The organism is Amycolatopsis sp. cmx-11-51 (assembly GCF_047608665.1).
GTDB lineage: Bacteria > Actinomycetota > Actinomycetes > Mycobacteriales > Pseudonocardiaceae > Amycolatopsis.
On record NZ_JADNQO010000002.1, the window covers coordinates 903,747 to 922,974 of the forward strand.

The 19,228-nt window shown below is 68.9% G+C and carries 16 protein-coding genes; 12 read left to right on the forward strand and 4 right to left on the reverse strand.

The genetic code is table 11. From position 1 onward, the window contains the following. Positions 1 to 130 precede the first annotated feature (130 nt). From ligD (ACM6LU_RS13220) to ACM6LU_RS13245, 6 genes are all read left to right on the forward strand, one after another. On the forward strand, positions 131 to 1,717 hold the full coding sequence (gene ligD, locus ACM6LU_RS13220) for a non-homologous end-joining DNA ligase (RefSeq protein ID WP_414937909.1): 1,587 nt from the start codon (positions 131 to 133) through the stop codon (positions 1,715 to 1,717). A gap of 321 nt (positions 1,718 to 2,038) precedes the next feature. Then, positions 2,039 to 4,042, forward strand: a complete 2,004-nt coding sequence (gene ligD, locus ACM6LU_RS13225; protein WP_414937910.1) for a DNA ligase D — start codon at positions 2,039 to 2,041, stop codon at positions 4,040 to 4,042. Between the two features lie 204 nt (positions 4,043 to 4,246). Beyond that, positions 4,247 to 4,879 carry a LuxR C-terminal-related transcriptional regulator gene (locus ACM6LU_RS13230; protein WP_414937911.1) on the forward strand — a complete coding sequence of 211 codons (633 nt, stop codon included), beginning with the start codon at positions 4,247 to 4,249 and terminating at the stop codon, positions 4,877 to 4,879. 278 nt (positions 4,880 to 5,157) lie between these two features. Further along, positions 5,158 to 5,514, forward strand: a complete 357-nt coding sequence (locus tag ACM6LU_RS13235) for a WGxxGxxG family protein (RefSeq protein WP_414937912.1) — start codon at positions 5,158 to 5,160, stop codon at positions 5,512 to 5,514. 120 nt (positions 5,515 to 5,634) lie between these two features. Next, entirely contained in the window at positions 5,635 to 6,147 is a 513-nt protein-coding gene (locus tag ACM6LU_RS13240; RefSeq protein WP_414937913.1) for a hypothetical protein, read from the forward strand. A gap of 89 nt (positions 6,148 to 6,236) precedes the next feature. After that, the gene (locus tag ACM6LU_RS13245; protein ID WP_414937914.1) at positions 6,237 to 7,208 is read left to right on the forward strand and encodes a TIGR03557 family F420-dependent LLM class oxidoreductase; all 972 of its coding nucleotides are present in this window, start codon (positions 6,237 to 6,239) and stop codon (positions 7,206 to 7,208) included. Here ACM6LU_RS13245 and ACM6LU_RS13250 read toward each other — a convergent pair. Next, entirely contained in the window at positions 7,205 to 7,330 is a 126-nt protein-coding gene (locus tag ACM6LU_RS13250; protein ID WP_414937915.1) for a hypothetical protein, read from the reverse strand. The genes ACM6LU_RS13245 and ACM6LU_RS13250 overlap by 4 nt on opposite strands. Before the next feature lie 414 nt (positions 7,331 to 7,744). Between ACM6LU_RS13250 and ACM6LU_RS13255 the strand changes: the two genes are divergently transcribed. The 3 genes from ACM6LU_RS13255 (at position 7,745) to ACM6LU_RS13265 (ending at position 9,612) form a co-directional block, all read left to right on the forward strand. Continuing rightward, positions 7,745 to 8,272, forward strand: coding sequence for a hypothetical protein (locus tag ACM6LU_RS13255; RefSeq protein ID WP_414937916.1), 528 nt, complete (start codon positions 7,745 to 7,747; stop codon positions 8,270 to 8,272). A gap of 98 nt (positions 8,273 to 8,370) precedes the next feature. Beyond that, entirely contained in the window at positions 8,371 to 8,655 is a 285-nt protein-coding gene (locus tag ACM6LU_RS13260) for a hypothetical protein (RefSeq protein WP_414937917.1), read from the forward strand. A 375-nt stretch (positions 8,656 to 9,030) separates the two neighbouring features. Next, the gene (locus ACM6LU_RS13265) at positions 9,031 to 9,612 is read left to right on the forward strand and encodes a DivIVA domain-containing protein (protein WP_414937918.1); all 582 of its coding nucleotides are present in this window, start codon (positions 9,031 to 9,033) and stop codon (positions 9,610 to 9,612) included. Positions 9,613 to 9,994: 382 nt separating this feature from the next. Here the strand turns inward: ACM6LU_RS13265 and ACM6LU_RS13270 are convergent, their stop codons facing one another. The 3 genes from ACM6LU_RS13270 to ACM6LU_RS13280 all read right to left on the reverse strand — a co-directional run bounded on the left by ACM6LU_RS13270 (position 9,995) and on the right by ACM6LU_RS13280 (position 11,355). After that, positions 9,995 to 10,471, reverse strand: a complete 477-nt coding sequence (locus tag ACM6LU_RS13270) for a hypothetical protein (protein WP_414937919.1) — start codon at positions 10,469 to 10,471, stop codon at positions 9,995 to 9,997. Between the two features lie 68 nt (positions 10,472 to 10,539). Then, a complete protein-coding gene (locus ACM6LU_RS13275; RefSeq protein ID WP_414937920.1) occupies positions 10,540 to 10,680 on the reverse strand; it encodes a hypothetical protein in 141 nt (46 codons plus the stop codon). 258 nt (positions 10,681 to 10,938) lie between these two features. After that, a complete protein-coding gene (locus ACM6LU_RS13280) occupies positions 10,939 to 11,355 on the reverse strand; it encodes an STAS domain-containing protein (RefSeq protein ID WP_414937921.1) in 417 nt (138 codons plus the stop codon). 313 nt (positions 11,356 to 11,668) lie between these two features. Here ACM6LU_RS13280 and ACM6LU_RS13285 point away from each other — a divergent pair, with 313 nt between their 5' ends. From ACM6LU_RS13285 to ACM6LU_RS13295, 3 genes are all read left to right on the forward strand, one after another. Continuing rightward, the gene (locus ACM6LU_RS13285) at positions 11,669 to 11,941 is read left to right on the forward strand and encodes a hypothetical protein (RefSeq protein WP_414937922.1); all 273 of its coding nucleotides are present in this window, start codon (positions 11,669 to 11,671) and stop codon (positions 11,939 to 11,941) included. Positions 11,942 to 12,333: 392 nt separating this feature from the next. Next, positions 12,334 to 15,771: a beta-ketoacyl synthase N-terminal-like domain-containing protein gene (locus ACM6LU_RS13290; protein WP_414937923.1), complete on the forward strand. Its 3,438-nt coding sequence runs from the start codon at positions 12,334 to 12,336 to the stop codon at positions 15,769 to 15,771. After that, positions 15,768 to 19,226, forward strand: coding sequence for an amino acid adenylation domain-containing protein (locus ACM6LU_RS13295; protein WP_414937924.1), 3,459 nt, complete (start codon positions 15,768 to 15,770; stop codon positions 19,224 to 19,226). Before ACM6LU_RS13290 ends, ACM6LU_RS13295 begins: the two co-directional genes overlap by 4 nt. The last annotated feature ends 2 nt before the right edge of the window (positions 19,227 to 19,228 follow it).

Sequence of the window (19,228 nt, forward strand, 5' to 3'; positions counted from 1 at the left end):
AGCCCAGCCGACGGGCACGGCTCCCGTCTCGCCTCGTCGGACGAGATCCGTGGTTCGGCCACCGACGAGTCTGCTCGGCCCGAGCCCGGTCGCTGGTGAATTCGGGTGCCGGATGGGGTATCCCCTGGCCATGACGGAGGTTCCGGCCCGCAAGCTGCGGCGATACCAGGAGATGCGTGATTTCGCGCGTACCGCGGAACCCGCGGGTGGTGCTGGACAAGGGCGTGGCGGCCGCCGGTTCGTGGTCCAGCGGCACCGGGCACGTCGGCTGCACTACGACTTCCGGCTGGAACTCGATGGTGTCCTGGTGAGCTGGGCGGTGCCGCGGGGGCCGACACTGGACCCGAAAGCGCGACGCCTGGCCGTGCATGTCGAAGACCACCCTGTCGAGTACGCGGATTTCGAGGGCGTGATCCCGCGCGGCGAGTATGGCGGCGGAGACGTCATCGTGTGGGATCGGGGCGTTTGGTGTCCCGTCGACGCCGATCCAGCGGCCGCGATCGAGGACGGAACCCTCCATTTCGACCTCGAGGGCGAGAAGCTGGCCGGCCGGTTCGTCCTGGTGCGATCCCGTCGCGGCGGTGACAAGGAGCAGTGGTTCCTCCTCCACAAGCAGGACGATCATGCACACCCAGGCTGGAACGCCGAAGACCATCCGCGTTCGGTCAAGAGCGGCCGCACCAACGACGAGGTCGCCGCCGCACCCGAGGCGCTGTGGCACGGAGACCGGCAGGCCCCGGAGGCGGACAGCCAGGTCGGCGGGGCTTTCCCGGCGGCCACGGCGGGCGAGCTGGCGGCTCTCGACGATCTCGGTGCCGGCGGCAGGTGGTCGGTCGCGGGACGGGACCTCAAGCTGACGAATCTCGACAAAGCGCTCTTTCCCGCGGCTGACGGCGCCAATCCGATCACGAAGCGTGACCTGATCCGGTACTACGTTTCCGTCGGCCCGGTCATGCTGCCGTATTTGTCGGACCGCCCGCTCAACACCCACCGCTTCCCGCAAGGAGTCACGGAACCTGGCTTCTGGCAGAAGGTGGTTCCCGCTCACGCTCCCGAGTGGTTGCACACCTGGCGTAATGAACGTGCCAAGCGAGGGGAGACCCGGCGCTACGTTCTGGCCGACAGCGTCGCGTCGCTCGCCTGGCTGGCGAACTATGGCGCGCTTGAGCTCCATGCCTGGACCTCGCGGGCCACCGACGTCGACCACCCGACGTGGGTCCTGTTCGACATCGACCCGGGTCCGGCGACGTCCTTCGAGGAAGTGCTGGAGCTCGCTCGGCTGCACCGCACCGCGCTCGACCATCTCGGCGTCACCGGCAGGCCCAAGGTGACCGGACAGCGCGGGATCCAGATCTGGGTGCCGATCGCACCACACCTGACTTTCGCGCAGACACGCGAATGGGCGGAGACCGTGTCCAAGACGATCGGGCGGGTCTTGCCCGACCTGGTCAGCTGGGCGTGGGCGAAGGACGAACGCGAAGGCCGCGCCCGGCTGGACTTCACTCAGAACGCGCTCAACAAGACCCTCGTGGCGCCGTACAGCGTGCGTCCGCGAGTGGGCGCACCGGTGTCGATACCGCTCGACTGGGACGAGTTGGACGACCCCACACTCGCGCCGGACCGATGGACGATCCGGGATGTACGGGCCCGCCTGACCGAGCGCGGCGACCCCTTCAAGGCGCTGATCGGCGTGGAACAGGAGCTGCCGAAGCTTTAGCCCACCCCGTCCAGGTGTCGTCGTTTGCCGCCCCGCCCTCGGGGTGGGGTCCTCTTTCTGCGGAATCTGCCAAAGCGCGAGAGAGCCATCGTCACGGTGCGGTTCCTCGAAGGCTCGACGCGATCGCAGATCGCTTCTCGCGAGGACCCTTCAGAAGCTGCGTGAGCAGCTCGCCACCTGAGTCCGTCCTCACCCGGTTTTGGTTCTCACGAGTGATTGACCGGCTACGACCTGCGCGTACCCGGCGCCACTAGGCCGTTCGGGTTACCGTTTCCGCGGGCGGCCGGACCGCTCGACGCGGCTCGGCGACGGGAGCTGGTGATGGCGCGGACAGCGGACGACAGTGGTCGGTCGAGGGTTCCGCCGTGGGTGGAGCCGATGCTGGCCAAGCCGGATGGTGGCCGGCTGCGTGAAGGCCCTGAATGGGCTTACGAGTACAAGCTCGATGGCTACCGGGCGTGCCTGCGGATCGCACCGGCCGGCACTGGGGTCTTGACCAGTCGCAACGGTATCGATTTCACCGCCGAGTTCGTCGAACTCGCCGGTGTGCTCGCCGAGACTCTCGACGGGCGGCCCGCGGTACTGGACGGCGAGATCGTCGTCTACAACGAAGCCGGGCAGATCGACTTCGGGGCCTTGCAGGAACGCCGTGGCCGCTACCAGACCCACAACGTGAGCCGCCCTGGTGAACCTTTCGAGGACGTCCCAGTACGGTTCCTCGCCTTCGACCTGTTGCAGCTGGGTTCGAGGAAGCTCTCGCGCGAACCGTACGAAGAGAGACGGGAGCGGCTCACGCAGCTGCCGATGCCCGATCCGTACCGCCTGTCGGTGGTCCGCCGGTTCACCTTCACCGAGCTCGACGCGGACCGCCGTACTCCGGAACACTTGCTTGAGCACGTTGTCGCCAGCGGGCACGAAGGCCTCGTCGCCAAACACCGTACTTCGGTCTACAGTCCCGGACGTCGCAGCGACGCTTGGCTCAAGCACCCGCTGACCCAGACCACCGAGGTCATCGTGTGCGGCTACCGGCCGGGGCAGGGCCGGATCGCGGGCCGGATGGGCAGTCTCCTGCTCGGTGCGCACGACCCCGGCACCGGTGATCTCGTTTACCTCGGTGATGTCGGGACGGGATTCAGCGAAGCGGAACGCTCTCGTCTGCGAACGCGTCTCGACGCCTTGGCACGACGCGGTCATCCCTTCGCCGTCACCCCGCCACGAGAGGACTCCGCACGGGCGCGCTGGGTGGAACCGGAGCTGGTGGGTGAGGTCGAGTTCCGGCAGTTCACGCGCGGCGCCGGTCGTCTCCGCCACACCGCTTGGCGGGGACTTCGGGAAGACAAGAAACCGAGTGACGTGCTCGTCCCGGGGCCACGTCGTGTCGTGCCGAAAACGGAGGATCCGCCTTCGTCCAGGATTTCCCTGGGAACGAAAGTCACCGTACAGGCGGGAAAACGTCAGCTCACCTTGTCCAACTTGAACAAGCCGCTCTACCCGGACGGCTTCACCAAGGGTGAGGTCATCAACTACTACTCTCGCGTCGCCCCGTTCCTCCTGCCCCATCTGGCCGCACGACCGGTCACCTTCATCCGCTTCCCCGACGGTGTCGGCGGCGAGCAATTCTTCGAGAAGAACGTCCCCCGCGGCGCCCCGGCCTGGCTGTCCACGGTGCGGCTGTCCCGCTCGCGTGGTTCGGATGAAGCGATCACCTATGCCCTGCTCGACGAGCTCGGCGCCCTGGTATGGGCGGCGAACATGGCGGCATTGGAACTCCATGTTCCACAATGGACTGTCGACGGGGGTGGTGCTCGCCGCCCGCCGGACAGGCTGGTGTTCGATCTCGACCCCGGCCCCGGCACGTCGATCGTGGACTGTTGCCGGATCGCCGAGCGCCTGTACGACGTCCTGACCGGGGACGGCCTGGAGCCGTTGGCGAAGACTTCCGGGTCCAAGGGAATGCAGCTCTGCTGTGGCATCACCACCGAAGACTCCGCCGCGCCTTCCGCCTACGCCAAGAAGCTCGCGCAGCGACTGGCCGGGGAAACCCCTGACAAGGTGACCGCGTCGATGGCCAAGGCCCAGCGAATCGGGCGGGTGTTCATCGACTGGTCGCAGAACAACCCCGCGAAGACCACGGTCGCCCCGTACTCCCTGCGTGGCCGTGAACACCCCACCGTCTCCGCTCCGATCGCCTGGGACGAAGTTCGAGCCTGCCACCGGCCGGCGCAACTGACCTTCACCGCCGATGACGTCCTCGGCCGGGTCGATACCCTTGGAGACCTTTTCTCCGCCCTCGACGCCACTCGAGTCGACCTGCCGCGGCTATGACGTCCGCGGGGCGGCTGGTCGACAAACAGCCGAACGAGGCCATCGGTCTTTCTTCCACCAGCAGCGCTTTCACTCAACAGGATCAGCAGAGAACGCGGCCGAGCCAAGAATCCGATTCGAAGATCAACAGACATTGATGTCGTACCATGGTTCAATGGATGTGTAGCCTGTGATCGAATACCGGATCTCGAATCGAAGTGCCGGATGTCCGGTAGCCATCTCTTCAATCCTTTGGAGGACGTGGTGGTGGATGTCCTGATTCTGGAAACCCGGCGTGAGCCCCGTCAGCGTATGGCTCGCCTGCTTGCCGGCGCACCCGGAGTGCGGTGCGTCGGTCCGTCCGCGAGCAGTGCGGAGTTGTTGGCTCATTTTCATGCCTCGCCGGCGAATGTGGTCTTTCTGAGCACCCGTCTTCAGTCGGATTTGCTGTTGGAGACGGTCAGAGCGCTGATGACATCGCGAGCCGACGCGGAAATCTTGGTGTTCGGGCCACCGGAGTCGGCGGAACTCGCCGCGAATGCGATCCAAGAGGGAGCACAGGGGTTCTTGTCCTGCGAACCCGGTTCCGTGGGTGGTCTGGCCTTGGGCGGCTCATCGAACTCTCTGCTGGTGCCCGTTCCGCGAGCCGCGGAGGGGCAGGACATCAGCTTGTCCGGGCGTGAGCTGGAAGTCCTGCGGGGGATGAGCAGTGGAAAGACGAACGGTGAGATCGGCGGTGATCTGCATCTGTCGGAGGATACGATCAAAACGCATGCTCAACGGTTGTTCCGGAAACTGTCAGCCAATGACCGCGCTCATGCGGTCGTTCAGGGCTTGCGCCGTAACCTCATCGACTGATAGATCGGAGATCCGGCCACCCGAGCTTGTCCGCAAGCTTTCTGGATCGATGTCCCTCTACGCGGTGACTCGGATGCGGTGGTCGTCGATGCGGTGCACGGTGACGACGCCGACGTGAGTGGGTCCGTTGTCCGAAGTCCACGCGACTCCTCCGTTCTACGCCCTCGATGACGCGGGATGATGACACGTTCCAGTGACGGCAGGTGTGAGTTCTCTCGACGCGGGTATGCCCCAATCGAGCGATCTTCTGCCTACCCGAAAGTGAAAGAAGGTTTGAAATGAAGCGGGGTTTACGGATATCGACCTGTGCGTGCGCTGCGTCAGTGGCCCTCCTGCTGAGCGGAGGGGGTACGGTATCGGCGGTGGCCGCGCCATCGCCCGTAACGCCGATTTCGCAACAGGTCGATGACGACCGGGATGGGAACGGGAGTTCCCGCGACGATCGGGTGGACGGCGATGGGAACAACGGCCTTTGGGGACTGCTCGGCCTGGTCGGGTTGCTCGGTCTTGCCGGGTTGGCCCGTCGTGGCCCGAAAGCCGGTGCGATGACGGGGTATCCGGGCGCGGGCTCCGACGCCCCGCCGGTCAACACGTACCCGCCTGCCGAGCCGCGGCGCCATCCGCCCGGTGTGTGACCATCGTTTTTCCGGAGCGATCTGAACGTCGATGTCCCGTAACTCGATCCGGTACAAAATGTCCGGAGGCTCGGGAAATCGCTGTCAGTGGGTATCCGGCGGTAAACGGAGGAGAAGAAGATGCCCGACAACGAGCTGCCAGGATTCTTGATCATCGGCCTGATCTTCGTCGTCGCGGACGGACAGATCCTCTATCGCGGTGCCCGTCGCTACCTGCGGGGGCGAGGCGGAGGCGAGGGGAACGGGTCGTCGGCGTGGATGGTGGTGACCGTCTTTCACCTGGTCTCCATCGGTGTGCTGGCCTTACTCTCGGTCGTCGGCCCGCAGTGGTCGGGTTCGACGGCCGCGCTGGTGGGCAGGCTGGGTGTCTTCCTGCTGCTGATGGCGTTGGCCCACGTGCTCACCCTGTCCGTGCTCGCCCGCCAGCGGCAGGACGACGTCGTCGAAGCCCACTTCCACGAACGCGAGACCGAACGGCCCGTGCCTCCCGGCGGGGTGGAATCGGACGGTCCGACCAGGCCGGTGCCGTCCGGCGCGATCTGGGAGCCGACCGTCACTCCGGTCCCCGGCCAGGAGGGGCGGCACCCCCAGGTGAGCCCGGATCTCGGCGACCACGGGCCGTACCGGGCCTGAGTTCCCAGGAGCTGACGGGGAGGCGGTACGTCGGCTGGATTCTTTCGATAGGGGGATCGGGTGTTTCGACCACGTCGAGGTGGTAACCGATGGCCATGACGTCCATTGGCTATTTTCTTTCCTGCGAGCAGTATGGCCCCCACGAGCTCGTCGCCCAGGCCCGTGCGGCCGAGCGTGCGGGGTTCGAGCGGCTGTGGATCTCGGATCACTTTCATCCTTGGAACGACGCTCAGGGCCAGAGCCCGTTCGTGTGGTCGGTACTCGGTGCCCTGTCGGAGGCCGTCTCGCTACCGGTCACGACGGCGGTGACGTGCCCGACCGTTCGGATTCACCCAGCCGTGCTCGCGCAGGCTGCGGCGACCGCGGCGGTCCAGCTGGACGGCCGGTTCGTGTTGGGTGTGGGATCGGGGGAGGCGCTGAACGAACACATCCTCGGCGACGCGTGGCCCTCGGCCGGTCAGCGGCTGGAAATGCTGGAAGAGGCGGTCGACGTCATTCGCAAGCTGCACGCGGCAGGGGCGCGTGGTGAATCGACAAGCCACCATGGGAAGCATTATCAAGTGCAGGACGCACGTATCTACACGATGCCGGCCGAACCGGTGCCGATCTACGTGTCCGGGTTCGGCCCGCAAGCCACCGAACTCGCCGGGCGGATCGGCGATGGATACTGCACGGTCAAGCCTGACGCCGACCTTGTCCGGGTCTTCCGCCAAGCCGGCGGAGGTGACAAACCGGTACAAGCCGGCATGAAGGTCAGCTGGGACGCCGACCCCGAAGTGGCGCTGGACCGGGCGCACCGCCTGTGGGCCAACGATGCCTTGCGCGGCCAGCTGGCTCAAATGCTGCCGCGGCCTGAGGACTTCGAGGCGGCCACGGCTTTCGTGCCCAAGAAGGACGTGGGCGAGGCGATCGTGTGCGGTGACGATCCGAAGGCACACGCCGAGCGGGTGCGCCAGTTCGTCGACGCAGGAGTGGATGAGATCTACGTCCAGCAGATCGGTTCCGACCATGTGGGATTCTTTCGAGGCTGGCGGGAACACGTCCTGCCCGAGTTCCACTAGCAGGTCCTCGGCATGTCTCGCCGCCCGATCGTCATCTGCCGCCCGAGAACGGGCACCGCTCCGGCGCGGTAACCGTCGGCCCTCGGGTTGCGCTCGATCGTCGACCGAGGCTGCCTGGCCATGGTGCGAGATCCCGAGAACGCGCTCGCCCGCGCACCCGCCGAGCATGCCTACCCTGTCGAGGTGGGCCTGCGGGCGCCGTGACGTCTCCGGGGTAGGAACCACTTCGACGGCCATTCTCACCTGTTCGTGATGCCGTCAGGGCCTGTCTCCAGGGCTCCGTCAAAGGCGCGTTCGCTCTCTCGGGTACGACGGACAGGAATCCGTGGGGTCGCGACACCTCGCCGGGTATACCGGTTTACGTTCGATTCCGAAGAAAGCAGGCTCTCGTGACACGACCAGGAGAACAACACTCGGCATCCGAAGCCGGTTCGCGTGGACGGCCTGGGGCGACACGGGGGTCAGGGAAACTCCGAACCGGAGGCGCGACCGAGGCGACCGGCACTCGATCAGGGAAAAGCCGCGGCTGGATCTGGTTGCTGCTGCTGGCCCTGATCATCGTCGCGGCTCTCATCCTGGGCCTGACCCAATGTAGGAGCAACCAAACGGCGAACAACGACCAGAACGCGAACGGTGCCGTACCCCCTGCCGGTTCTCAGTCCGCACCGGCGGAATCCACCACCGCCGCTTCCGGAAAAGCCGGTCAGCTCACCGTGGACGGTCGCGACGTATTCCCTCTCCCGCAAGGAGATCTCACCTCGTTCGTCGGTAAACCCATTTCAGGTAGCGCCGTACCGGTCCAGTCGGTGCCGGGTCCGGAAGGGTTCTGGGCAGGCGAGAACACCACCGACCGGGTGTGGGTGAAGCTGCTGCCCGCCGGTGCTTCACCCGTGGATGTCAAACCCGGCCAGCTGCTCGACTTGACGGGCACGGTCGTGGCGAACGGAAACAGTTTCGCCGCCGCGGAACGTGTCGACGCGGCCAATGGCGCCGAACAGCTTGATCGGCAGAAAGCACATATCGAGCTGCCCCACGACCAGCCACGAGTCGTCGGCACCCGGTGACCGTGTCCGGCCACCGGGTTTGACCGCACCCACGTGGAAGAAGTTCATTCCCGTGTCTCGCTCATCCCTTCATCCAAGTTGGCAGGGAAGGATGCCGTATGGCGAACGGTGGTGTTTGTGACCGCATTGCCGAGGTGTGGTGCACCGGTGATTGCGAGCCGACCGATTCAGTGCGTGTTCTGATCGAAACGGGTCAGAAGTCACGACCCCGGCTCTATCTGGCGCGACGTCAACATGGCTGGCTGTGGGTCAAGAATCGACAGCATCTGATTTCGGTGCGTGTCACCCCTTTGTCCTGGCGATGGGCGGTCAGTGCCGACAACGGTGTGATCACCACCGTACGCCGCCTGACCGAAGATGAAATGCGATCCTGGCATGCCTGACGGGCCCGTCGTCGCGCGAGGACCGCCCTGGGGCCCGCTACGGCCAGGGACCCGATGTGGGGCCTTGAAAAGATGCAATTCGAGCGCAGAGGGATGCCAGTAGGCGAAAGCCGCTGGCATCCTGTTCGTGTTCTGTTGATGAACCCGATCCTGCTTTCGCGGAGCAACCTGGAATAGTCGTTTGAAACGACCTGGTGATCAAACGCCGCCGTCGGGGTGAATGCGTATGCCCCCGGCCCGGCCGCTCGGTGCGAGCAACGCTTGCCGTGACGCAGTTCCTCTCCTCTCTTGGGAATACTCCCCGAAGGTGCTCTTGATGGCGCGGATATCTGGTTTCGGTTTGCCGGTCTCCTTGTCGTAGCCGACACTGGGTCCATGGAAAGCATGGTGTCCGAAGCCGAGGAAACAACGGAGTCCGACGTCCGATTCCCGCTCGTCCTGCGTGGATACGATCGCCGACAGGTCGACGAATACGTGCGGACGGTAGAGAAGCGCGTGGAACGGCAGGAGAAGGCCCGGAGGATGGCAGAGCGCAGGCTCGCCAAAACGCAGGTTCCCGCGCCTCGAGTCGCGGAACCGGACCAGGCCAGCGGCTTGGGGAAGCGGATCGAGAAGATTCTCGCGGTCGCCAAAACCGAGGCCGTGGAAATCAAAGAACAGGCCCGCAAGGAAAGCGAAACCCTGCTGACGACCGCCCAGAAAACGGCCGCCGCCGCGGAGTGTGCCCGCGAGGAGATTGAACGCGCCGCGCGTCGCGAAGCACAGCTCATCCTCTCTCGCGCGGAAGAGGAAGCCGGCGCCATCCGAACGGTCCATCGGGCCGTGCTGGCCGAACTCGCCCAAATCGCCCACTCGGTCGATGAATTGTGCAATCGCTTCGACGGCGAGGCCAATCCCGAAGGTGCTGCCGAGGAGAAGCCGGCGACTGCGCCGACCGGCTCGACGGATGGCGGGTGATTTCGGGGCCCGGCGCCCGTACGGCTCGAGCAGGAGTCGGTGCGAGTGCCGGGCCATCCAATGTGGACACGGCCTTCGAGTCAACGACGCGATGTCCGATAGGGGGGCGCGGGCGCTTCGCCGACCATTACCAGGAATCCGCGGCGGCCGGTTGCGCGGCGGCGTCGAAGATGGTGGGAAGAACGGTCCGCTCGGGGGTGGCAGGCGACCGGGTTCGACGTAGCTCTGCGCGAGGCCTCCTTCCCGGACGCGGGCCGTCGTGCCCGGCGAGCCGGCCCAGGACGGCAGATCGTGGCGCGGGACCGGGAACTGGCAACCCGGTTGGCAAGATTCGCCGAAGCGAAAAACTTCGTGGCGCGAGGTGTGGCGTCCCTGAGCTGTTCTAGTCTCGGAGCCCATCGGAGTAGCAGCTCAACTGCGGGGCCTGAGCCGGGGAGAAGTCCTCCAGCTCCAATGTCCATATGAGACAGTGGATGAGCACGGTGACGACCTCCTTCGGAGTGCCGCGGGTGGCAAAGCCCACTTGGATATCACGTGCGCTTTCGTCGCCGTTGAGCGTCGCGACCAATGCGCGCAGTGCGGCACGCGGTCCAGGTGGCAAGGTGTCCACGTCTACCGACTCGGCACAATCGTTCTCCACGATGAAGCTGTGGAGAGTTCTGTCATCGGTGCACACGCGGTGGCGTGAAATGACGCTCGCGCATGAGTCGATCAGTTCCCGTGCGACCATCGCCGGAAGTTCGACCGAGACCGACGAGGCAAGCTTCGACAGGACTTCGGCGACATACTCGTGCGCGCCGGCTTTAGTGGCCTCGACAAGGCGAGTAGCGAGGAGACCGTGGGAGGTGGGATCGCTCATACTCGGCGATTACCCCGCCCTCTGCCCGATAACCGCTGATCGCGACGGTTGTCGAAGCCACCTGGGTCTCAATCGGTTTCCGGCTGTTCCCACTCCCTGCCCGCACGTTCCGCGGCCAGTCGTATCTCATTGGCGGGCATAATGCGATCGTGTGGCGCATCCGGGAGTTCCGTGGCACCGCGCTCGAGGTCTTCCGTTCCTGCGGTCATGATCACTCCTCATCCACGGGTGACGCACCCGGTCCGTCGTCGGCGGGCCCCTCCAGGCCCCGTCCCTGCTTGGCACGGGTCGGGCCATCGGCTTTCACCATGTCTTGAAATCCGGCCGTCGTGTCCTTGTCCTCGTGGGGCGAGAGTAGATCGTTTTCGCGGTGCATATGACCTCCTCCGGTTCTTTTGATTCTCTCTGCCTGGCTACCCGGTGATTGGAGTGCGAAACCCGAACTCGGGGAGGCCGTCCGCGATCGGCTACAGATCACGGACGAGGTCGTCGAACACGCGACGCAGACCGGTGTCCAGAGCGGCGTACCGGTCGGGGTAGATGTCCAGGAGGGCCTCCGCGCCGGTCACGGCCAGCGCACGCCGCACAATGGCGCGCCGTCCCAGGGCGACGCGAAAAGTGACCAGGTGAGCGGCGGCGCGATCGGTAGCGGCGTGTAGCGCTCGCACTCCGGCCACGCTCAAGAAGCCGACTTCGTCCAGATCCATCACGATCACCCGCGGTCGAGGGTGGCGGGCGAGTATCGCCGTCACGACCCACTCCAGGGCGACCACCGTATGTGTGTCCAATTCACCGCCCAGCGCGATGATCGTCGGATCTCCGGGCGAACATGACACCTGTACGTCCTCGGGCAGCAGGCCCGAGCCCCAAGGCTTGTAGTCCATTCGCAACACCCAGCGTCTCGACGTGCGCGGAAACGCCGGCTCGTTGGTTCAACCGACAATCAAATCACCATAACCCCGGACCCGCGCTTCTGCAGGTGCTGTCACCCGATGAAACCGGCTCCCGCGCGATGATCGATCACGGCCACTCACCTGCTTGGTTTCTGTGGTAGACGGGCGGTCCGTGATCACCTGGGCTTGACCGGCGTCGCAGGCTGCCTCGAATTTCCCCATCCAGGTGGTCGGCTCGGGTCGAAAGCCTCGCGCCGGGTGAAGTTCCGACACGGAAGGGTGACGTGGACGAATACTTTCAGTCGTGAGTGTGTTGCAGGCTGAAGGTCGCGTGCTGACGGGGTTGCTCGTGGTGGGCGGCGCCCTGCTCGACTTCGCCCTCCTGGCGGCATTGCTGCCGGGGTGGCGGATGTCGGCCGCACTGTACGGCCAGAGCGAGGTGCTCGGCGCACGTGCATTCCACCCCGACTTCTGCGCGGCACCGAGGCGCGGCTTCGAAGTTCAGAGACACGGGCGCGGCGTTGACGGTCAAGTGACCCTTCTGTCTCGGTCGAGCGTAACTTTACGACGGGCGTAAGTATTTCGGATGCCGCGATCGGGACTCGTATTTCTGAATCGATTGCGGCGAATTCCGCCTGCCGGTTGTTGTAAACGCATTCCGCGACAGGGTGTCGGTTAATATCCGACGCCTCACTAAAGGTAGTCAAACGAGTGTCGATGGTGGTTGAAAAGTCGGGCACGAAATGCCGTCCGGATCGCCGATTGGGCTGGAAGATGTGGATAGCTGCAACATGTGGTCCAAGATTGTAGGCCATTCGGACTAAATCGACGGAACTCGTATTCCTCGGCGCGGCCGGTGGTCTTAACCTTGCGTAATTCTTCACCTGAATGGTCACTGGGGAGCAAGATGAAGTCCACGCCGTTGTTGTCGCGCGCCCGAAAAACCTCGGAGCGACTGCTCGACGCCCGATGACACAAGCCGGCTGTGTCAGCCGATTCGACGTGTACGCCCGGCAATTGCCCGACCGGATCGCGGTCTTCGAGCACGGCGCCGGGCTCACCTACGCGCTGCTGGCCGGGCTCGCGGGCGGCCACGCGCTGCGGTTGCGCGACGCCGGGGTCCGGCCGGGGGAGCGGGTCGGGCTCGTCACCGGGCACGGCAGCGCCGCGATCGCGGCGATCCTCGGCACCCTCGCCGCGGGCTGCACCTACGTCCCGCTGGACCCGACCTTCCCACGGGAGCGTCTCGAGTACCAGCTCGCGGCCGCGCGGGTGACCGCCGTGCTCGCGGATCCGGAGTACACCGAGCTGGCGGAGTCCTTGTGTCGCACCGGATCCGCGCGGTTGGTGCGCTCGGGCACGGAGACCGCGCCGCTCCCGGTGCCCGAATCCGATCCGGACAGCCCGGCGTATGTGCTGTTCACCTCCGGGTCCACCGGCCGGCCGAAGGCCGTCGCGCAGACCCACCGCAACCTCCTGCACATCGTCGACAACCAGATCGCCGCGCTCGGCATCACCGCGGCCGACCGGCTCAGCCTGCTCGCGTCGTTCGGCTTCGACGCGGCGATCCCGGACCTCTACCCGGCCCTGCTCAGCGGCGCCGCGCTCGTGCCGGTCGACCTGCGCGCGCACGGCATCGCCCACGCCGCGCGCGAGCTGGCCAGGCACGAGGTGACCGTCTACCACTCGACGCCAACGGTCTACCGGCACCTGCTCGACGTCCTCGGCGAGACCGGCCTCCCGTTCGTGCGGACCGTGCTGCTCGGCGGTGAGCAGGCGACCCACGCCGACGTCCGCCGCGGCCGGTTCGCGCCGGAGTGCGTGTTCGTCAACGGCTACGGCGCCACCGAGGTGACTTTCGCCGCGCAGTACCGGACGACCGCCGCCGAGCTGGACCCACACGTCGACGGGCCACTGCCGATCGGGCGCGCGCTGCCCGGGTTCACCCTCACCGTGCTGGACAGCGGCGAACTCGAAGTGCGCGGGCGGCACCTCGTCGACGGCTACCTCGACCAGCCGAGCGCGGCGTTCGGGGTGACAGCCGACGGCGGCCGTCGCTACCGGACCGGCGACCTCGGCCGGCTGCTGCCGGACGGGAACCTCGTCTGCCTCGGCAGGCTCGACCGGCAGGTCAAGGTCCGCGGCTTCCGGGTGGAGCTGACCGAGATCGAGGCCCGGCTCGCCGAACAGCCCGGTGTGGCCGAAGCCCGCGCGATCGTGCGCGACGGCGACCTGCTCGCCTACGTGACCGCGGCCGGTCCGCGTCCGGACGGCCGGGTGCTGCGGGCCGCGCTGGCGGACGTCCTGCCCGGCTACTCGGTACCCGTTGCCGTCGCGGTGCTGGACGGTTTTCCGCTGACCGTCACCGGAAAACTCGACGAACGGGCGCTGCCGGACCCGCGGGCGGCCACGACCATCCCAGCGGAGCTGCTGACCCCGGCCGAGGAACGGGTGCACCGGATCTGGTGCGCGGTGCTGGGCCGTGACCTGGTCGGGCGCACCGAGGCGTTCTTCGACGCCGGCGGCGATTCGCTGCGGCTCGGCCAGGTGCAGGTACGGCTGGCCGACGAGTTCGAGGTGGACGTCCCGCTGCTCGCCCTGTTCGAGCGCACGACGATCGCCGGGCAGGCAGCCTGGCTCACGGAGTCCACTTCGGACACTCCGCCGACGGCAACCGCGGAGGAACCGGCCGGGGATCTCATCGCCGTCGTCGGGCTGGCCTGCCGGTACCCTGGCGCGCCGGACGCCGCCTCGTTCTGGTGGAACCTCTGCGCGGGCGTCGACTCGATCCACGACTACGCCGAAGACGAGCTGGCGGCGCTGGGCGTCGGGCCGGGCCTGCGTGCCGACCCGGCGTACGTGCGGGCGGGTGGCCGGATCGAGGGTGTCGAGGAGTTCGACGCCGGGTTCTTCGGGTTCACCGCCGACGAGGCCGCGCGGACCGATCCACAGCACCGGCTGTTCCTCGAAACGGCGTGGCAGGCCCTTGAGGACGCGGGGCGCGATCCCGCCGAAGAGGCCGGGCCGGTCGGGGTGTTCACGGCCGCCTCGGTGAACCGCTACTTCCTGTTTCACCTGTTCGGCAACCCGGCGGTGACCGGCGACGTCGACCCGGACGACTGGGAGGGGCGGCTGACCGGCCGCCAGCTCACCGACCACCTGCCAGGCCAGGCCGCCTACCGGCTCGGGCTGACCGGGCCGGCGGTGGCCGTGCAGAGCGCGTGCTCCAGCTCGCTCGCGGCGGTGGCGCTGGCCGCGCAGAGCCTGGCGGACTACCGGTGCGACGTCGCGCTGGCCGGTGGGGCGAACGTGACGTGGCCGCGGTACCGCGGCGGCGGGCTCGTCTCGCCGGACGGCCGGTGCCGCGCGTTCGACGTCGCCGCGGCGGGCGCCGGGTTCAGCTCGGGCGCCGGGGTGGTCGTGCTGCGGCGGCTGGCGGACGCACTCGCCGACCGCGACCACGTCTACGCCGTGCTGCCCGGCTGGGCGATCACGAACGACGGCCCGGACCGCGCGGGCTACGCCGTGCCGGGACCGGCCGGGCAGGCGGCCGCGGTGGCCGAGGCACTGGCCGTCGCGGAGGTCGCCCCGGACGAGGTCGCGCTGCTCGAAGCCCACGGCAGCGGCACCCCGCTCGGCGACGCGATCGAGGTGGCCGCGCTCAACCGCGTCTACCGGGACGCGCCGCCGGAAACGTGCGCGCTGGGCTCGGTGAAGACGAACATCGGGCACCTCGACGCGGCGGCGGGCGTCGCCGGGCTGATCAAGGCCGTGTTGTCCGTGCGCCACGGCGTCATCCCGCCGAGCCTGCACTTCACGGCCCCGCACCCGGAGGTCGACCTGGCCGGCGGCCCCTGGTACGTCCCCGCGAAGGCCGCCGACTGGCCCGCCCGCGCGCGGCGGGTGGCAGGGGTCAGCTCGTTCGGCATGGGCGGCACGAACGTGCACGTGATCGTGGCGGCGGCCCCGGCCGTCCCACCACGGCGGACGGCGAGCGGGCCGTTCGTGCTGCCGGTGTCCGCGCGTGACGCGAAGGCGTTGCGCGAGGCGGTGTCCCGGCTGCGCGAGCGGCTCGCCACGGACGCGCCGGACCTCGGGGACGTGGCGTACACGCTTTCGGTGCGGCGGGCGTTCGCGTGCCGGGCCGCCGTAGTGGCGGACTCGGTCGCGTCGGCGGTCGCTGCGCTCGATGCGCTGCTGGCTAACGGAACCGACGTCGAGGGCGCGGCCGGGGCGGTGCGGGACCTGGCTGTCCACTGGACCGGGGGCGGCGAGGTCGAGTGGGCCGCGCGGTTCGCGGGCGGTGAACCGGGTCGCGTCCCGTTGCCGGGTTATCCGTTCCAGCGGGAGCGGCACTGGATCGACCCTCCGCCTCACCACACATCCGACCAGGGGAGCCCTCGGTGACCGACACCTTGCCCGTCGCGGGCGGCCATGGCCAGCCACTGTCCTATCCGGACACCACGCTCACCGGGCTGATCCTCGCCCAGGCCGCGCGCACCCCGGACGCCGTCGCCGTCCGGCAGCGCGACGCCCGGCTCACCTACCGTGAACTGGTCGCGTCGGCGACCGGCGTCGCCCGGCTGCTGCGGGCACGGGGCGCCGGGCCCGGCGCCCGCGTCGGCGTCTGCGCCGACCGGCGGCCGGAGCTGATCTCGACCGTCGTGGGCGTGCTGCTGTCCGGGGCCGCCTACGTGCCGCTCGAACCCGGCGGCCCGAAGGCGCGGCTGGCCGAAATCGCCGCGGACGCCGGGATCTCCCTCGTCGTCGGTGACTGCGCGCGAGCCGAATTCGGTGCCACGGAAGGGATCGATGCCCTCGACGTGCCCCCGCCCGCGGACGGGCCCGCCGTGTGCCCCGCCGGGCCGGACGACCTCGTCCACCTCCTCTACACCTCCGGCTCCACCGGCCGCCCCAAGGGCGTGCTGACCAGTCACCGCAACGTGGTCGCGTTCGTCACCGGGTTCGCCGCCGCCGTCGGAATCCGGCCCGGCACCCGGACGCTCGGCATCTCCTCGCCCGCCTTCGACGCCTTCACCATGGACGTGTTCGTCACGCTGGCGCACGGCGGATCGGTCCAGCTCGCCGGTGCCGCCGACCGGGCCGATCCCGAACGGCTGCGGCGGTTCCTCGTCGAGCACGACGTCGAGTGGGGCTTCGTCACGCCGACGCTGCTGTCCATGATGGACCCCGCGACCGTTCCCGGCTGGCGCGTCATCGCCTGCGGTGGCGAGCCGGTGCCCGCGGATCTCGCCGCGCGCTGGCTGCCGGGCCGTCGGTTCTTCAACGCCTACGGCCCGACCGAGACCACCGTGGCGGTCGTCACCGACGAGGTCACCGGCATCCCTGCCGACCCACTCCCGCTCGGCCGCCCGACGCCGAACCACCGGGCGTACGTCGTGGACGCCGAGCTGCGGCCGGTCGCGCCCGGCGAGCTCGGCGAGCTGCTCATCGGCGGTCCGGGCCTCGCGCTTGGCTACCTCGGCAGCCCGGAGCTGACCGCCGCGAAGTTCGTCGACGACCCGAGCACGCCGGGGGAACGGCTCTACCGCACCGGCGACCTGGCCCGCGAGCTGCCCGACGGCCGTCTCGAGTTCGCCGGCCGCGCCGACCGGCAGGTGAAGGTCCGCGGCCAGCGGATCGAGCTGGGCGAGGTGGAGGCCGCGCTCACGGCTCACCCGGACGTCGACGCCGCCGCCGTGGCGGCCGTCCCCGGGCCGGGCGGCACCCGGCTGGTGGCCTTTCTGGCACCGGCGTCCGCACCGTCCGATGTGGACGCACTCGGCCGGGACCGGCTCACCGCGGCGATGCGCCCGGCCGCGGTCCGGGTGCTCGACCGCCTGCCGGTCAACCCGGTCACCGGCAAGATCGACCGGCCCGCGCTGCGCGACCTGGCCGAAGCGGCGCTGGCGGGACAACGGGAGGACCTCGGCCCGCTCGGCACCCCGGCCGAACGCGCGGTCGCCGCCATCTGGCGGCGGGTGCTCGGCGCCGGCGCGGGGACGGACTTCCTGGCCTCGGGCGGGAACTCGATCGCCGCGATGCGCCTGGTCGCGGCGCTGCGGGCGGAGCTGGCCGCGGACGTCGCCACGGAGGACGTCTTCGCCGGCGGCACTCTCGACGGGCTCACCCGGCGGGTCGCTGACGCGTCGCCGCTGACCGGACCGGGGCTGACCACCGGGCACGCGCCCGCGCTGTCCCCGCCGCAGCGGCGGCTGTGGTTCCTCGACCAGCTCGCCCCGGACGCCGCGCCGTACAACATCGCGATGGCGTTCCGGCTGACCGGCGCGCTGGACGTCGACGCGCTGCGCCACGCGTTGCGCGCGGTCGCCGAGCGGCACGACGTGCTCCGCTGGCGGATCCGGGCCGTCGACGGCGTGCCGCTGGCGGATCGCCTGCCGACGGCGGACGTTCCGCTGCCGGTGGCGCCGGTGACCGAGGACGGCCTGCGGGCCCGGCTGGCCGCCGACGCCGCGACGCCGGTGCACCTCGACCGCGATGCTCCCTGGCGCGTGCGGCTCTACCGGCTCGGCGAGACGGAGCACGTGCTCGGCTTCACGCTGCATCACGCGGTGTTCGACGGCTGGTCGCAGGACCTGCTCTGCGCCGACCTGTCGGCGGCCTACCGGGGTGAGCCGCTGCCGCCGCCGGTGGCGTCCTATGCGGACTACGCGGTGTGGCGGGCCGGACGCGACGAACGCCGGGAGGCGGTGGACGTCGCCTGGTGGACCGGACATCTCGCCGGTGCACCGGCCACAATGGACCTTCCGCGGGACCGGCCGCGCCCGGCCGTGCAGACCTACCGGGGCGCGAGCCTGCGTCAGTCCTTTCCGGACGGCGTCGCCGAGTCGGTCCGGGCGCTGGCCGCCCGCACCGGCACGACGCGCGCCGGGGTGCTGCTCGCCGCGTTCGGCCTGCTGCTGCGGCGGCTCACCGGCGCGGCCGACCACCTGGTCGCCACGGTCGTGGCGGACCGGCAGCTCGCCGAGTTCCAGGAGGTCGCGGGGTTCTTCGTGGACATCGTGCCGGTGCGGCTGCGGGCCGACGACGCCGCGGACTTCGCCACGCACGTCCGCGACGGCGGCGCGGAACTCCTCGCCGCGACCGCGCACCCGGCCGCGCCGGTCGAGCGGCTCGTCGAGGCGCTCGGCGTGCCCCGTGATCCCGCGCATGCCCCGCTCGTGCAGGTGATGTTCAACGTCCTGAACTTCACCGAGCCGCGGCTCGACCTGCCCGGCATACGGTCGGCGTGGCTGCCGGTGGACAAACCTGGGTCGCCGTTCGACCTCACGGTGTACGTCCACGACGACGGCGTCGAACTGCTGTACAACCCGGACCTGTTCGACCACGTCCGGATGGCAGGGCTCGCCGAGGACTACGTCGCCCTGCTCGACGCGCTGGCCGCGGCGCCGGACGCGCCGGTCGGGACGAGCGTGCCGCAGCTGCCGCGGGCGGGTGTCCGCACCGCCGCGCCGGACGCGACGAACCGCGCCCCGGCACGGCCGCCGTCGGCGGCCGCGGACCCGGTGGCGCTCGCCGCGACCGAGGCCGTGATCGCCCGTGCCTGGTGCGACATCCTCGGCGTCGCCGAAGTCGGGCACACCGACAACTTCTTCGACGTCGGCGGGCATTCGCTCGCGCTGGCCCGGGTGCACGCCCAGGTCACCGCCCGGCTCGGCCGCCGGATCCCGATGGTCGACCTGCTCAGCCATCCCACCGTCCGCGCCCTCGCCGCGCACTTGCACTCCGGCGGCGCCGCCGGCCCGGAGCTGGCCCGCGCCGCCGAGCGCGTCGCCGCCCGCCGCGGCCGCACCCAGACCAGAAGACCCCGTAGTACCGCCGGCCCGGCCGGCCTCGGATAGGA

Bases quoted from the DNA above. Each gene is read 5' to 3' on its own strand.
- ligD (WP_414937910.1), top strand. From the start codon at position 2,039: ATGGCGCGGACAGCGGACGACAGTGGTCGGTCGAGGGTTCCGCCGTGG.
- ACM6LU_RS13290 (WP_414937923.1), top strand. From the start codon at position 12,334: ATGACACAAGCCGGCTGTGTCAGCCGATTCGACGTGTACGCCCGGCAA.
- ACM6LU_RS13275 (WP_414937920.1), bottom strand. From the start codon at position 10,680: ATGACCGCAGGAACGGAAGACCTCGAGCGCGGTGCCACGGAACTCCCG.
- ACM6LU_RS13240 (WP_414937913.1), top strand. From the start codon at position 5,635: ATGCCCGACAACGAGCTGCCAGGATTCTTGATCATCGGCCTGATCTTC.
- ACM6LU_RS13265 (WP_414937918.1), top strand. From the start codon at position 9,031: ATGGAAAGCATGGTGTCCGAAGCCGAGGAAACAACGGAGTCCGACGTC.
- ACM6LU_RS13280 (WP_414937921.1), bottom strand. From the start codon at position 11,355: ATGGACTACAAGCCTTGGGGCTCGGGCCTGCTGCCCGAGGACGTACAG.
- ACM6LU_RS13250 (WP_414937915.1), bottom strand. From the start codon at position 7,330: ATGGCCAGGCAGCCTCGGTCGACGATCGAGCGCAACCCGAGGGCCGAC.
- ACM6LU_RS13260 (WP_414937917.1), top strand. From the start codon at position 8,371: ATGGCGAACGGTGGTGTTTGTGACCGCATTGCCGAGGTGTGGTGCACC.
- ACM6LU_RS13235 (WP_414937912.1), top strand. From the start codon at position 5,158: ATGAAGCGGGGTTTACGGATATCGACCTGTGCGTGCGCTGCGTCAGTG.
- ACM6LU_RS13230 (WP_414937911.1), top strand. From the start codon at position 4,247: ATGTCCGGTAGCCATCTCTTCAATCCTTTGGAGGACGTGGTGGTGGAT.
- ACM6LU_RS13245 (WP_414937914.1), top strand. From the start codon at position 6,237: ATGGCCATGACGTCCATTGGCTATTTTCTTTCCTGCGAGCAGTATGGC.
- ACM6LU_RS13270 (WP_414937919.1), bottom strand. From the start codon at position 10,471: ATGAGCGATCCCACCTCCCACGGTCTCCTCGCTACTCGCCTTGTCGAG.
- ligD (WP_414937909.1), top strand. From the start codon at position 131: ATGACGGAGGTTCCGGCCCGCAAGCTGCGGCGATACCAGGAGATGCGT.